The 13,667-nt window shown below is 52.7% G+C and carries 12 protein-coding genes and 1 pseudogene; 4 read left to right on the top strand and 9 right to left on the bottom strand.

Annotation, left to right across the window (positions count from 1 at the left end; translation table 11 throughout):
* Nucleotides 1-27: 27 nt before the first annotated feature.
* Together AX755_RS03135 and crrC are read right to left on the bottom strand one after the other, a co-directional pair.
* Entirely contained in the window at nt 28-930 is a 903-nt protein-coding gene (locus tag AX755_RS03135) for an ABC transporter six-transmembrane domain-containing protein (RefSeq protein WP_062856256.1), read from the bottom strand.
* 128 nt (nt 931-1,058) lie between these two features.
* Entirely contained in the window at nt 1,059-1,445 is a 387-nt protein-coding gene (crrC, locus tag AX755_RS03140) for a colistin resistant protein CrrC (RefSeq protein ID WP_044158342.1), read from the bottom strand.
* Between the two features lie 315 nt (nt 1,446-1,760).
* On the opposite strand from crrC, the gene AX755_RS03145 reads away from it, so the two are divergent.
* Together AX755_RS03145 and AX755_RS03150 are read left to right on the top strand one after the other, a co-directional pair.
* A complete protein-coding gene (locus tag AX755_RS03145) occupies nt 1,761-2,465 on the top strand; it encodes a response regulator (protein ID WP_020690953.1) in 705 nt (234 codons plus the stop codon).
* Nucleotides 2,462-3,529: an ATP-binding protein gene (locus tag AX755_RS03150; RefSeq protein ID WP_029883563.1), complete on the top strand. Its 1,068-nt coding sequence runs from the start codon at nt 2,462-2,464 to the stop codon at nt 3,527-3,529. Before AX755_RS03145 ends, AX755_RS03150 begins: the two co-directional genes overlap by 4 nt.
* 12 nt (nt 3,530-3,541) lie before the next feature.
* Here the strand turns inward: AX755_RS03150 and AX755_RS03155 are convergent, their stop codons facing one another.
* The 7 genes and pseudogenes from AX755_RS03155 to AX755_RS25680 form a co-directional block, all read right to left on the bottom strand.
* Nucleotides 3,542-4,456, bottom strand: a complete 915-nt coding sequence (locus AX755_RS03155; protein WP_062856257.1) for an ATP-grasp fold amidoligase family protein — start codon at nt 4,454-4,456, stop codon at nt 3,542-3,544.
* Nucleotides 4,457-4,653: 197 nt separating this feature from the next.
* Entirely contained in the window at nt 4,654-5,460 is an 807-nt protein-coding gene (gene sapF / locus AX755_RS03160; protein WP_013096393.1) for a putrescine export ABC transporter ATP-binding protein SapF, read from the bottom strand.
* 1 nt (nt 5,461) lies between these two features.
* Nucleotides 5,462-6,454 (bottom strand): peptide ABC transporter ATP-binding protein SapD, encoded by a 993-nt coding sequence (sapD, locus tag AX755_RS03165; protein ID WP_013096394.1) that lies wholly within the window; start codon nt 6,452-6,454, stop codon nt 5,462-5,464.
* Nucleotides 6,454-7,344, bottom strand: coding sequence for a putrescine export ABC transporter permease SapC (sapC, locus tag AX755_RS03170; protein ID WP_013096395.1), 891 nt, complete (start codon nt 7,342-7,344; stop codon nt 6,454-6,456). The genes sapD and sapC overlap by 1 nt, the downstream gene beginning before the upstream one ends.
* Complete coding sequence (gene sapB, locus AX755_RS03175; protein WP_013096396.1) at nt 7,331-8,296, bottom strand: putrescine export ABC transporter permease SapB; 966 nt, start codon at nt 8,294-8,296, stop codon at nt 7,331-7,333. The genes sapC and sapB overlap by 14 nt, the downstream gene beginning before the upstream one ends.
* A complete protein-coding gene (gene sapA, locus AX755_RS03180; RefSeq protein ID WP_058681307.1) occupies nt 8,293-9,933 on the bottom strand; it encodes an ABC transporter substrate-binding protein SapA in 1,641 nt (546 codons plus the stop codon). Before sapA ends, sapB begins: the two co-directional genes overlap by 4 nt.
* A 66-nt stretch (nt 9,934-9,999) precedes the next feature.
* Nucleotides 10,000-10,167: pseudogene (locus AX755_RS25680) on the bottom strand (site-specific integrase); the annotation flags it as partial.
* Nucleotides 10,168-10,635: 468 nt separating this feature from the next.
* On the opposite strand from AX755_RS25680, the gene AX755_RS03185 reads away from it, so the two are divergent.
* Both AX755_RS03185 and AX755_RS03190 read left to right on the top strand, forming a co-directional pair.
* On the top strand, nt 10,636-12,360 hold the full coding sequence (locus AX755_RS03185; protein ID WP_082824514.1) for a type I secretion system permease/ATPase: 1,725 nt from the start codon (nt 10,636-10,638) through the stop codon (nt 12,358-12,360).
* On the top strand, nt 12,353-13,666 hold the full coding sequence (locus AX755_RS03190; protein ID WP_062856258.1) for an HlyD family type I secretion periplasmic adaptor subunit: 1,314 nt from the start codon (nt 12,353-12,355) through the stop codon (nt 13,664-13,666). Before AX755_RS03185 ends, AX755_RS03190 begins: the two co-directional genes overlap by 8 nt.
* The last annotated feature ends 1 nt before the right edge of the window (nt 13,667 follow it).

A 13,667-nucleotide genomic window follows, 5' to 3' on the forward strand; every position in this document is an offset into this window, starting at 1 on the left:
CTTCCAGTCAACTAACAGTGAAACGCATTACGGGTGCAGTGCCTCGTCATCGGTCGATACCCGTTTACCGATGTCCCTGAGCTGTGAAAATTTCTCAAGGAGTTGCGGGGCGTCATCCAGGCTTGTCGCAAACATCCACATATAGGTCATCACGGAGTAGATATGACCCGCCGTAATACCCGTCGAGTGGGTCATCAGGATAATGGTCAGCGTAAAAAGCAGGGCGATCAGCGAACCAATCAGTAAATATCCCCACGCTTCGCGGTCAGAGAGCGCAATACGCAAGTGTGCAAGCGTAGAATAATGACGTTTGAGGGTCGCAGAACCCGCTTTATGTACATAATCCACCTCTTTCTCGAGGCGGTTATTGAGGCGTCTGAACAGCAATTCATTCTTATGGGTGAAACCGGAAACAAATCCCATCAGGATCAAGACGATGATGGCGCAGACGATGCCAGCCCAGAATTCAATGATCAGCAGCATAATGGCTGCACCAAAAAGCGAACTCATTGAGGTAATGAGCATGGGCAGATGCATTTCAAAGAAATCCACGAATTCACGCGATAAGGTAACTCTCGCCGCGATTGTCGAATGATTAAGCTGGTATTTTCGCTGAGCCAGCACCACAGAGACCGCAAGCCCGGCGTAAATCCGTGCGAAGGTGCGCGTGTCCACGCTGCGCCTGGCGGCACCAATGCACCAGATAAACAGGACCATTAGCCCATACAGTGCAGCGCTCACGGTATCCCCGGCGAGAATGGCATTTATCGCGATCCCCGCAAGTACGGGATAGAGTAAAAAGGTCACATTTTCGGCAATAACCAGAAAGAAGGTAATAAACAGCTTCTTGCTGTGCCGCACGGCAAGTGCCTTGAGCGAGCCAACAACCCCGGAAACGACCGGAGGACGATGAGTATTTTTAAGGATCATATTTTTCGAGTTATTAATGCCAGAGAGCAGGGGAATTCCGTCAGGAAGTTATCCATTAACCGTTACTTTATACAGCGCATGTTTAGTACTGATGTGCGATTTGTGGAGGTTATATGGAGACAGTAAACTTAAATCATCCTTAACATGAGATAAATGGGTGAGCCAACAAAAAATATAATGAGAAAACATTCGCAGTAAAACACCAGATCGGCAATATCAGGTGCGATGTTTAACAAAATACTGAAAATGATGATCAGGTAGATAAAAATCAATGCCAGGCACAGGGCCATGACAAGGAGTTCCGTCAATCCGCCTCCTTTATGTTGAATCGCAAGAAAAAACGATGTCGCTGCGATACAACCATAAATAACAGGTGAGGAGATAATGGTTGCCGCTACTTTTTCATCGACTTCATGTATCAGGATCATCCAAAGATGCAATAATCCCCACGATACAATAAGAAACAAACATGACGTGCCAATGTTAGCAGGTGAGACATATCTATTAATATTCATGGTGAGTGTCTTCGGGTATTAATGAAAGCAATTGATAGACCGGGGTGCGTGCGAGAAGTTCAACGGTTTATTCTCTTTGGTCGTTTTTTTTCTGAATAAAAAAGATTACGTCTGTATATGGAGTATTTATTTCCGAAATGTGGAGGAAGTGTGGAGACAATAACCTAAGGGGGTTCGGTTGTGGCAGAAATGTTTATAAAAAATCGTCGCGCAACGGCACTTTTTTGTCGTGCGTGGGTCTTAGACTTTTATAAAATGACGTATAGCGTATTTTCTCAACATAATAGAGACGCTTTCAGTTCCTGTGGAGATAAAATGTACAAAAATAATTTAATCCTTGTCGCCGAAGATGAAGATGAAATCGCCGATATACTGATGAGCTACCTGCAGCGGGCTGGGATGAAAACGTTAAGGGCAACTGACGGTGAGCAGGCGATAAACCTGACGCGTCTGCATAAACCGGATCTCATTTTGCTGGATATCCAGTTGCCGGTATTTGATGGTTGGAGCGTTCTTACCACGCTGCGCCGGGAGAGTACGGTGCCTGTTATTATGGTCACCGCCCTCGATCAGGATGTTGATAAACTGATGGGATTGCGCCTGGGCGCTGATGACTACGTGATCAAACCTTTCAATCCCTCTGAAGTTGTCGCGCGAGTCGAAGCCGTACTGCGCAGGACGAAGGCTCACGTTCAACAGGTGGCTGCAATGCCGCTCAGGACGCCCTTCATCACGGTCTACCCGGATGATTTCTATATAGAAGTTACGGTGGGGGAAGAGGTGGTTTGCCCGGTATTGACCACCACAGAATTTAAACTGCTGACTTACCTGGTCAGGAACCCAAGAAAGGTCTGCTCCCGTGAGGAATTACTTAACGCCTGCCTGCCGGAAGGCGATACCTTAGACAGAACGGTCGACAGCCACATGAGCAAACTGCGTAAAAAACTGGAGCTTGCAGGTCTTCATGGTGTGCCAGAAAGCATTAGAGGAATGGGCTACCGGCTGGGAGAAAAGAAATGAGCAGAGAGTCTGTTCTGAGCCGCCAGATTCTGACCTACATGTTAACGCTGGCATTGATGATTATCGCCATCGCTATCCTGGGGTCCTGGCTGTTTTACAGCTTCGTACTCGATTACCTTCCGGGCGGCGTAGCGGCCGGTAACGATGAAAATATGACGATGTGGGACTGGGTGTGGATCGTGACGGTCTCTGCAATCAGTGTGATGATTTCCCTCTTTTTAACCGTAAAGCTGTCATCGCGTATCCTCACGCCATTAAACGCGGTAGCCACAAGCCTGAAACGCATCTCGCAGGGCGAGCTGGATGCCAGGGCCTGGTGCGCCAGTTCCCGGCTTGGCGAGATAAATCATCTCGTCAACGACTTCAACGAAATGGCTGAAAAATTACAGACGCTGGACAGTCAACGTAAATCCTGGAATGCGGCGATTGCGCATGAACTGAGAACACCCGTCACAATTTTACGCGGGCGGCTTCAGGGGCTCGTCGACGGTGTTTTTACGCCGGAACCCGTTCTGTTTAATAACCTGCTTAAACAAACCGAAGGGTTGGCGCGGCTGATAGAAGATCTCCGGGTTGTCAGCTCAGACGGCGGTGCCGGTTATACGTTATACAAGAGTGAAATCGATCTGAAGGAAACCCTCGAAACGGCGCTGGAAACCTTCAGACCCGAGTTTGAGCGTAAGCAATTTACTCTTCGTACCGAACTTAAAGCCCAGCGGTGTCTCTGCGATCCGCTACGTATTAATCAGTGCTTAACCGTGCTGTTCGACAATGCGCTGCATTATTCGACATCACGTAAACTCATCGTAAAAAATGGCGTGTTTGGCAGAGAAAATTACATTCTGATTCAGGACGAAGGGCCGGGCATTCCGCGCGAATTTCATGATTTTCTCTTCCAGCCCTTTCAGCGGGATAAAGGGGCCAGACAATTGAATCCTGAAGGGTGTGGTTTAGGGCTGTCGGTGGTCAAAGCCATCATGTCTGCGCACGGTGGCGATGTCACCTATGTATTGACGAAGCAAAACCACTCCCTCTTCAAATTAACCTGGCCGAACGCGTCGTAACTGCGTACAGGCTCAAATGAGCCTGTTTGCGACGGGCGTCATTTGCCACATTTCACCTAACCTGGCATCCCATTCCGGCGGCGTGATAGCCAGTTTGCCCCGTTTCGGGCTTAATGTTATCTCACTGAAGTAGATCTCGTCCCGGGTGAGCATGAGATCGACACGGCAATAGTCAATCCCCAGGGCCAGCTCTTGCGCCGCCAGCAGCGCTTCCTGATAAGAGGCAGGCTTGGGTATGTCCTGCGGAGTGTTGGGATATTCCATCTGGAAAGGCTGCAACTGCCAGTGGCGATCGTAAACGTTGATAAAACCATTGCCGCTTTCATCGGTGAAATCAGCTTCCACAAACTGCGCGACACCGTGGAAACAATGAATCCTCAACATTTCGGATGTTGTGTTTTTGTCCGTGTCATTAAAGAGATCGATATACTTCTCGCACAGAATAACAGGAGGGATGTTTTTATATTGCCATTCCCGTGTGGTGTAATATAGATTTCTCTTTAATGCCAGCCGAAGCTTGTTTTGCGATTTTTTAAGGTCAAATTCAGCTTTGTTTGTGCATATGATCGCGCTTCCACTGTCATGGTTGCACTTTAAGACAAATTTATGCGGCAGTTTCGTCATGTCGATGTGCTCAACGCGACGGTATACGCCAATCAATGGAACGATTTTTAGACGTTGCGTTCTCGACAGGACATATTCCCGCACAGCGAGTTTATCCGCCAGCATCGTATAGTGCGCATTATGGTCATAGACCAGACGATGACAAATTTTTTCGTTCAGGGTAGCAGGTGATTTTATATCAAATGTGTCGCCGTGGGTTGCTTTGAGACGGGACAGATGAAAGTTAATGTCTGATATTAAATAAGACCGACACTTCCTGAGTAGATACTCAAGGTGTTTTAAATAATATGTGGTTTTGTTCATTCTTTCCTCCGAAATATCTGCATATTCTGAAGGAGAAGGATTGATTCTTATTGCCTGGAGTATGGAGGAAAAATGGAGGGCCGCTTATAAAGCGGATGGCGATGTGCAACGCAAAATAAAAGGATTAAACGTTCTGTTTAATCCTTTGAAGTTCTGAGTCGAAATATTCGCTGTCGGGGGGGACGCCTGACGGGCGGTTACCGATCCTTTCTCCATGCATCAGCAGTTAGCGCTTCACCAAAATGTCCGGCAATCAGGCGTTTTGTTAAATCGTGGAGTGGGGAGGCCAGCACATCCGCCGTGCTGCCGCGCTCGACAACTTCTCCCTGATGCATGACCATCACCTGGTCGCTGATGTGTTTCATCATGCCAAGATGTTGGGTCACGTAGATATAAGAGATCCCCTGTTTTTCCTGCAGTTCCAGCATCAGGTTAATTAACTGCGAACGCATCGACATATCCAGTGAGGCGAGGGCTTCGTCAGCAATAATCACCTTCGGGCGCAAAATCAGGGCGCGCGCCAGCCCCAGACGCTGCTTTTGTCCCGGAGCCAGCATATGCGGATAGTAACTTTCGTGATCGGGCAGCAGTCCGACCATACGCAGGGTTTCAAAGATACGTTTACGGCGAGCGTCAGGCTCCAGATCGGTATTCAGCCGCAGCGGGAAATCCAGGATCTGCGAAATACGCTGGCGCGGATTGAGCGAGGTGGAGGGATCCTGGAAGATCATACGGATGCGCTGGCTGCGGAAGGAGTAATCGCCGAATGCCAGCGGATGATCGTCAATCAGCACTTCACCGCCGCTTGGCTCAACCATGCCCGCCAGCATCTTAGCCAGCGTGGATTTGCCGGAACCATTCTCGCCAATAATCGCCAGCGTCTGCTTTTCGCGCAGCGTAAAGCTCAGCGGTTTCACCGCTTCCACGGTCTGGCGATGGAACAGCCCGGTGCGGTAGCGAAAGGTCTTACTCAGGTTGCGTACTTCCAGTAAGGTTTCGACCATTTCACTCTCTCTCCATGTTCAGCGGGAAATGACAGGCGTAAAGATGGTTTTTCGCCCCCGTCAGACGCGGCGTTTCAATACACTTACGCTGAGCATACGGGCAACGTGGCCCAAGACGACAGCCTATCGGCAATGATTCCAGAAGCGGGATCGCACCCGGCAGCGTGTTCAGACGGCTCTTGTGCGGCATGGCGCTGCCAAAATCCGGGATCGCACGAATCAGCGCCTGGGTGTAGGGGTGGTGCGGCGTGGTAATCAGATCTTCACTGGGGGCGGTTTCCACCGTTTGCCCACAGTACATCACATCAATTTTATCCGCCCATTTGCTGAGCATTTGCAGGTCGTGACTGATCAGCAAAATGGTGGTGTTGTTATTCTGATTCAGCCGCGTCAGCAGACGGAATATCTGCGCCTGCGTGGTCGGCTCCATGGCGTTTGTTGGTTCATCCGCAATCAACAGGCGCGGCTGATTGGCCAGCGCGATGGCGATCATCACTTTCTGGCATTCACCGTCGGTGAGTTCGTAGGGGAAACTGCGCATTGCGTCTTTATGATCTTTGATCCCGACGCGGTGCAGCAGCTCAATGGCGCGGCGTTTGCGCCAGCCGAAACGCTGCCACCAGCGGCCTTTATAGGTCCAGCCGGGGATATTCTGCATCAGCTGCTTACCTACGCGCTCGGACGGGTCAAGGCAGGATTGTGGCTCCTGGAAAATCATCGAGACGTTATGGCCGACCAGCTTGCGACGCTCGCGCGGAGAGAGGCGCAGCAGGTCAATATCATCAAACCGCATGCGGTCGGCGGTGACGCGCCAGTTGTCCTTCGCTACACCACAAATGGCTTTGGCGATGAGGCTTTTCCCAGAGCCGGATTCGCCCACCAGACCGCGAATTTCACCTTCAGCAAGGGTAATGCTGATTCGGTCGACGGCCTTAACCCAGCCCTCACCGGTTTTAAACTCGATGGTGAGGTTGCGGATATCAAGAAGCGGCATTATTGCACCCCCGCATTAATTGCGCGGCGAATACCGTCGCCCAGCAGGTTAATCAGCAACACGCTGACCATAATGGCCGCACCCGGTAACATAACTGTCCACGGGGCGACGTAGATAAGCTCCAGCGCATCGCCCAGCATCGCACCCCATTCCGGTGACGGCAGTTGGGCACCCAAATCGAGGAAACCCAGCGCAGCGATATCCAGTATCGCCATCGACAGGGCGCGGGTGATCTCGGTGACCAGCCCGGCTGCGATATTCGGCAGAACGGCAAACCAGAGAATATTCAGCGTGGTGGCACCGTCCAGACGGGCAGCAACAACATACTCTTTCTCCAGTTCGTCATGCACCATGCTGTACACAGAGCGAACGATACGGGGCAGGATAGCCAGCCACACGGCAAACATGGCATGCATCAGGTGCGGCCCGGCAAAGGCCACCACAATGATCGCCAGCAGCAGCGACGGGATAGAGAGCAGGGTGTCCAGAATATGGTTCAGCACCGCCGAGCGCAGACCGTGGGTGGAGCCAGCAAAAATGCCCAGCGCCAGACCGCAAACTGTGGCGGCGAGCGTCACCACAAACGCGCCACCCACCGTTGGGGCGGCACCGCTCAGCAGGCGGCTCAGCACATCACGACCCAGATCGTCGGTGCCCAGGAAGAAGGAAACCTCTCCATAGCGCGACCACGACGGAGGCAACAGTTGATAGCCGAGGAACTGCTGGTCGATACCGTATGGCGCAAACCACGATCCAAATACGCACAGCAAGACCAGACCGGCACAGCCGTACAGACCGATCATTGCTGTGGTGTCACCATAGAATTTACGCCACACGGTACGTAGCGCACCGGGCGTGCGCTTTTCACTGTATACGCTATCGTAAGGCATACCATTCCTTATGCTTCAACGGGTTGGCCATTGCACCCAAAATATCGGAAATCACGTTAACAATAATCACCAGCGAACCAATCACCATGACGCCTGCTGAAATGGCGGCGTAATCCTGCTGACGAATGGCGTTAATGAGCCACCGGCCCAGACCTGGCCAGCTAAAGACCATCTCGGTGATCATCGCCAGGGTCAGCATGGTCGAAAACTGCAGCCCAAGGCGCGGAATAACCGGCGGGAGCGCGTTATGCAGTACGTGACGACGCAAGATAGTCAGGCGTGACAGCCCGCGCGTGGCCGCAGCTTTAACGTAGTTCTGATCAAACACTTCCATGGTGCTCAGGCGCATCAGGCGGATCACTTCGGTTGTTGGCGCCACCGCAAGCGTTAGCACCGGCAACACCATATGACGCAGGGCGCTGACGATCATTTCGTGACGCCAGACGGAGTCAGAGAGCCATGCATCAATAATGGCGAAACCGGTAACCGATTTAACCGTGTAGAGGAGGTCAAAGCGGCCTGAAACCGGCAGCCAGCCCATCGTCAGAGAGAAGAACAGCGTCAGCAACAGCGCCAGCCAGAAAACCGGGATAGAAAAGCCGAGCAGGGCGAGGGCGCTGATAAATTTATCCTGCCATTTATTGCGATAAATCCCCGCGAGCATGCCCACCGGAATTCCCACCATCAGGGCAAAGCCGAAGGCCAGAATACAGAGCTCCATCGTGGCCGGGAACACGTCTTTCAACTGCTCAGAGATAAGCTGTCCGTTGATACTGGAGACGCCAAAATCCCAGTGCAGCAGGCCGTTGAACCAGAACAGCCAGGCATCCCACAGCGACGATCCCTGAAGCGGGGCGTGCGGCGTAAAGTAGCTCAGGCTGAAGCCCACGAAGGTCAGTAAAAAGAGCGTCACCAGCAGTAACAGGAGTCGACGCAAGGTAAAAATGATCATGGTTTTTTCACCTCTTGTTCTTTTTCACGGTCGACCCCGGCGAAGGAGGCGTTGCCAAACGGGCTCAGTACCAGGCCTTTAATATCGTAACGATAGGCCTGCAGACGCAGGGAAGAGGCCAGCGGCAGCACGGGCAGTTCCTTAGCGAGGATCTTTTGCGCTTCATCATAGGCATCAATGCGTGACGAGAGCTGTTGTGACGCCAGCGCTTTTTGCAGAACGGCGTCAAACTCGCGGTTGCACCAGTGAGCGTAGTTGGTCTGTGAGTTTATTGCCGCGCAGCTCAGCAACGGACGGAAGAAACTGTCCGGGTCGTTACTGTCAGTCGCCCAGCCCGTCAGCGTGAGGTCATGGTTCATATCCATCAGGCGCGCTTCCTGGAAACGCCCTTCAACCGGAACGATGATCACTTTTATACCCACCTGCGCCATATCAGCCTGCAGCAGCTCGGCGGTTTTCAGTGGGCTAGGGTTCCATGCCTGAGAGCTGGTCGGTACCCAGAGCTGCAGCGTCAGGTTTTCAGCGCCCAACGCTTTAAGCTGTTCGCGTGCTTTTGCCGGATTGTATTCCGTGATTTTGGCTTCACCGTCATACGCCCACGAGGCGCGCGGTAAAATAGAGGCGGCGGTTTCCGCGGTGCCGTAATAAATGGACTGCATCAAACGCTGGTTGTTAATGGCCAGCGCCAGTGCATGACGAACTGCCGGGTTATTCAGCGGCGGCTTATCGGTGTTAAAAGCGAGATAAGCAATGTTCATACCCGGGCGCAGCGTCAGGCGCAGGCGCGGATCGTCGCGTAAAATAGTGAGCTGGCTGGCGGCAGGCCAGGCCAGCACGTCACATTCGCCGGTCAGCAGCTTTGAGAGCCGCCCCGTACCGCCAGACCCGAGGTCGACCACTACCTGCGGCATCAGCGGCGTGCCGCGCCAGAAGTGTTCGTGGCGCTGCAGGCGAATATATTGCCCGGCGCGGTATTCGGCCAGCTGGAACGGACCGGTGCCGACCGGCTGGCGGTCAAGCAGCTCCTGACGATCCTGCTTGTTCAGCTTTGCCGCGTACTCAGCGGACATGACGGACGCATAGTGGGTCGCCAGATGCCAGAGGAAAGAGGCATCCGGGCGCGTCAGGGAAAATTCAACCGTCCGGTTATCCAGTTTGCGCACGCTTTTAACGGTGTCGGCAAACTGCAGGCTGTCGAAATAGGGGAAGTTCCCCCCGTTGACGTTATGCCAGGGGTGATGGCGGTTGAAGATACGCTGGAACGTAAAGACCACATCGTCTGCATTCAGCTTGCGCGTGGGGGTAAACCACGGCGTATGCTGAAACGCAACGTCATCACGCAGACGGAAACGGTAAGTTGCGCCGTTGTCCAGCACCTCCCAGCTTTCCGCCAGCTCCGGCACCAGACGGTAGGTGTACGGATCAACATCAAGCAGACGGTCGTAAAGCTGAGCGGCGAGAGTATCCACAATCAGGCCGCTGCCCGCTTTTTGTGGGTTGAAGGTATCAACCTGTCCGCTGACGCAGTAGACGAAGCCACTGTCACGAATATCAGGCTGCTCAGTTGGCTCGGGGGCAGCAAAGGCCTGGCTACTGAACAGACTGAGTGCAAAAAAGGACGATAAAACCAGACGCATAATTTTTAAGGTATGATATGTTAAGTGGCTATCTTACTAATATTAAACGAAATTATCCAGTGTCGTTTATCCCTGAGGGCATCCTGGGGGCAGTAGCGTTTGCAGTCGCTCATTCAGCATACCAACCTGATCGGCGTTCATACCGACTCTCCACTTTGAATATACCTCATAAACCATCTTAGCATTTTCATGCCCTGTCTGACTCGCTATAAACGAAGGATTCGCCCCGACAGACCGTATGCGGTTAGCAACTGCCTGCGTGATTGGCTGATGGAACTCACGACAGACATCTTCCCGTTACCTCGCGATGCGATATTGAGTGGGTAATAAAAGCCCCATAATAAAGTGCGCGCGGTTTATCCTGTGCAAGTACGATGCGATGGTGTGAATTATTATTGAGGCGATGTATTAAAATAAGAAATATTCACTAAACGCATGTTTGTTTAATAAATGGTTGCGTTACGAGTAATGTTGATTTATATACTGATCGTTCGATTCTGCAATTTTGCAGGGCGAAAGAAAACCAGAATAAAATGAATCGTCATAACATTTAAGAAAATTACAGTTTTCTGTTGGGGCATACCGAATGGCACTGCACCTGGTTGTCTGCTTTTTTATATTTATTGTTAAATCTTTTTCATCATGGACGTCTCGCGTCTTTCTCATGGCATGAAAATTGACCAAAACATCAGAGGGTTAGGGATGATTGAGCCTTTAGGTCTAATTAAGGATTTTGCACGCGTTCGCACGCGTATATTCGTGACGATTGCGTTTTTCTCATCGGTCATAAATATACTGATGCTGGCACCATCTATTTATATGTTGCAGGTTTACGATCGCGCGCTGTCATCCGGGAATACCACAACGCTTTTTATGTTGACGCTGCTGGTGTTATTTATGTTTGCCGTCATGGCACTCCTTGATTACGCGCGTGGCATCGTCATCATCCGATTGGGTAATCAATTTGATAATGCGCTTTCGCCTGCACTCTATACCGCTGCATGTGAAAGTAATCTTGTTAAGCACAGCCCGAATGCCGGGCAGGCTATCAGCGACCTCACCGTTATACGCCAGTTTGTTACCGGCCCGGCGTTATTTGCGGTTTTTGATTCCATTTGGTTTCCCGTTTACCTCGGCGTTATTTTTCTTTTTAACACCTGGCTCGGGGTGTTCTCGCTTTCAGGCGCATGTCTGCTGCTGGCCCTGGCGTTTATTAACGAAAAAACGACGCGTCAGCTTTTGAATGAAGCGGGGGGGTATGCCTTGATCTCAAATCACCAGGCTAACAGCTCCTTACAATCTGCTGAGACGCTGCATGCCCTGGGGATGACTGACAACGTTAAGGCGCGCTGGTGGCGCGGACATCAACAGTTCCTTTATTGCCAGAGTGCGGCCAGTGAACGCGCTGTATTGATGTCTGCCGTCACCAAAACCGTACGCATGGCGCTTCAGTCCCTGATGTTGGGGCTGGGCTGCTGGCTGGCGATTCTGGGAGACATCTCGCCGGGTATGATGATCGCGGGCTCAATTTTGCTCGGAAGAGCGCTGTCACCGGTGGAACAACTTATCAGCGTGGCGAAAGGCTACCGGTCAGCTCGTCTGGCATGGGAACGCGTGGTTCGTCTGACGGGAGACTTTCCCCCGGCGCAGGAGAGCATACGCCTGCCGGCTGCGCAGGGAGTGCTCACGGTGGAGAATGTCACCGTTTTTCCTCCGGGAAACCCCCGGCAACCCATACTGCAAAACATCACTCTGCGGGTAAACCCGGGTGAGGTGCTGGGAATTGTGGGAGCCAGTGCATCGGGGAAATCCTGTCTCGCCAGAGTGTTGTGCGGTGTCTGGCCTGCCGGAGAGGGGGATGTCAGGCTGGATGGGGCAGATATTTACCAGTGGCAGAAGCAGAAGCCGGGTCCCGGAATCGGCTACTTGCCGCAGGACGTTACGCTTTTCACGGGAACCCTCGCTGAGAATATTGCCCAGTTTGGTGAGATTGATTCAACGCAACTGATCGCCACGGCAAAGCTGGCCGGGATCCACGACATGATTTTGCGTATGCCTGACGGGTATAACACCCTGACCGGCGAGCAGGGGATGGCCCTGTCGGGTGGACAAAAACAGCGCATTGGCCTGGCCCGGGCGCTGTACGGCAATCCGGCACTGGTGATCCTTGATGAGCCCAACGCTCACCTCGATGAATCGGGTGAGCAGGCTTTGCAACAGGTTATCCGGCAACTCCGGCAGCAGAAAAAAAGCGTCGTCATCATTTCTCATCGTCCGGGAATATTGCCGCTGACCAGCCATCTGCTCGTCCTCGAAGGCGGAAAAACGAAGGTTTATGGCCCAACGGCACAACTCTTACAGCAGTCAGCTCGCCCGGTAAATAAGACACACAGCGTCCCTGCTGAACAAGGAAAAGCCCATGCATAATAGCGATGCGCAGAAGGCGCCCCTTGTTGACGTCGTTCCGTTTGTCCGCCTTGGCTGGGTAGTGTTGCTGGCAGGTCTGGGATCTTTCTTGCTCTGGGCGGCATTTGCGCCGCTGGATAAAGGTGTTGTTTCCACCGGAACCGTGGTGGTGGACGGCTACCGTAAGGCCGTTCAGGCACCCACAGGCGGTGTGGTGACAAGCATCGCCGTCAGAGAGGGGCAGACGGTACATAAAGGCGACCTGCTGGTGCTGCTCAGCCAGCAATCGACGCTCGCCCAACTCTCCGCTGCGCGCCAGCATTATCTGACGTCGCTCATTGCTGAAAGCCGCCTTCAGTCTGAGCTGGCGGGCATGCAAACGCTGACGTTGCCCCCTGAGACAGAAGACGAAGCCCTGCGGGATGCGATCAAGCCCATAGTGGCTCAGCAACGCCAGCTTATGCATGCCCGGCAGGAGGCGCTGAAAAATGCTCAGGAAAACGACGCTCAGGCCATTGCAGGGCTGGCTCGCCAGCGCGATTCGCTTGCCAGAACCTGCGAGACGAAAGCGCAAGGGCTCGCACTGTTAAATCGTCAACTCAAAGACCTGAAACCACTAATGGAAGAGGGCTATTTCCCCCGTAACCGCTATCTCGATATCCAGGTGCAATCGGCGTCTCTGGCGGGCGAGGTGGGTGAAACCCGCAGCAAAATCGTAGAGTTAGGGAATCAGATCGCCCAGCTCAAACGCGGCATGCAGCAGCGGTTGATTGATAACCGGAAAGATATTGAAACGCAAATTGACCAGCTTCGCCTGCAGGTCAGCGAGAGCAAAAAACAGCTGACGCTCTCCGGTGTCGATCTCTCCCTGACCCGCGTTGTCGCACCGCAGGATGGCGTGGTAATGAACCTCGCGCTTGCCAGCGACAGCGCGGTGGTGAGCGCGGGCGAGCAGCTACTGGAAATTGTCCCGCAGGCCTCCCCCCTGATTATCGACTCACAAATTGACGTCGCCCTGATCGATAAAGTCCATAAGGGCATGCCCGTTACCCTGATGTTTACCGCCTTCAACCAGCAAAGCACGCCGAAAATCCCGGCCCGGGTATCGCTGGTGTCAGCGGATCGCCAGACCGATCCCACCACCCAGCAGCCGTACTACAAGATTCAGATCGCCGTTACGCCGGAGGGGATGAAAAAGCTGAAGAGCGAGGAGGTTAAACCGGGTATGCCAGTAGAGGTCTTTATTAAAGCCGGAGAGCGCTCGCTGTTGAGCTATCTGCTGAAACCCATTGTGGATCGTGCATCGCGGTCGTTCATCGAGGAGTAAA

The sequence above is a fragment of the Enterobacter sp. SENG-6 genome (assembly GCF_001605945.1).
Lineage (GTDB): Bacteria > Pseudomonadota > Gammaproteobacteria > Enterobacterales > Enterobacteriaceae > Enterobacter > Enterobacter cloacae.

What these genes read in the sequence shown, in the direction of transcription:
- sapB (WP_013096396.1), bottom strand. Translation starts at nt 8,296, where the DNA reads ATGATCATTTTTACCTTGCGTCGACTCCTGTTACTGCTGGTGACGCTC.
- AX755_RS03185 (WP_082824514.1), top strand. Translation starts at nt 10,636, where the DNA reads ATGATTGAGCCTTTAGGTCTAATTAAGGATTTTGCACGCGTTCGCACG.
- AX755_RS03150 (WP_029883563.1), top strand. Translation starts at nt 2,462, where the DNA reads ATGAGCAGAGAGTCTGTTCTGAGCCGCCAGATTCTGACCTACATGTTA.
- AX755_RS03190 (WP_062856258.1), top strand. Translation starts at nt 12,353, where the DNA reads ATGCATAATAGCGATGCGCAGAAGGCGCCCCTTGTTGACGTCGTTCCG.
- AX755_RS03155 (WP_062856257.1), bottom strand. Translation starts at nt 4,456, where the DNA reads ATGAACAAAACCACATATTATTTAAAACACCTTGAGTATCTACTCAGG.
- sapF (WP_013096393.1), bottom strand. Translation starts at nt 5,460, where the DNA reads ATGGTCGAAACCTTACTGGAAGTACGCAACCTGAGTAAGACCTTTCGC.
- sapA (WP_058681307.1), bottom strand. Translation starts at nt 9,933, where the DNA reads ATGCGTCTGGTTTTATCGTCCTTTTTTGCACTCAGTCTGTTCAGTAGC.
- crrC (WP_044158342.1), bottom strand. Translation starts at nt 1,445, where the DNA reads ATGAATATTAATAGATATGTCTCACCTGCTAACATTGGCACGTCATGT.
- sapC (WP_013096395.1), bottom strand. Translation starts at nt 7,344, where the DNA reads ATGCCTTACGATAGCGTATACAGTGAAAAGCGCACGCCCGGTGCGCTA.
- AX755_RS03135 (WP_062856256.1), bottom strand. Translation starts at nt 930, where the DNA reads ATGATCCTTAAAAATACTCATCGTCCTCCGGTCGTTTCCGGGGTTGTT.
- AX755_RS03145 (WP_020690953.1), top strand. Translation starts at nt 1,761, where the DNA reads ATGTACAAAAATAATTTAATCCTTGTCGCCGAAGATGAAGATGAAATC.
- sapD (WP_013096394.1), bottom strand. Translation starts at nt 6,454, where the DNA reads ATGCCGCTTCTTGATATCCGCAACCTCACCATCGAGTTTAAAACCGGT.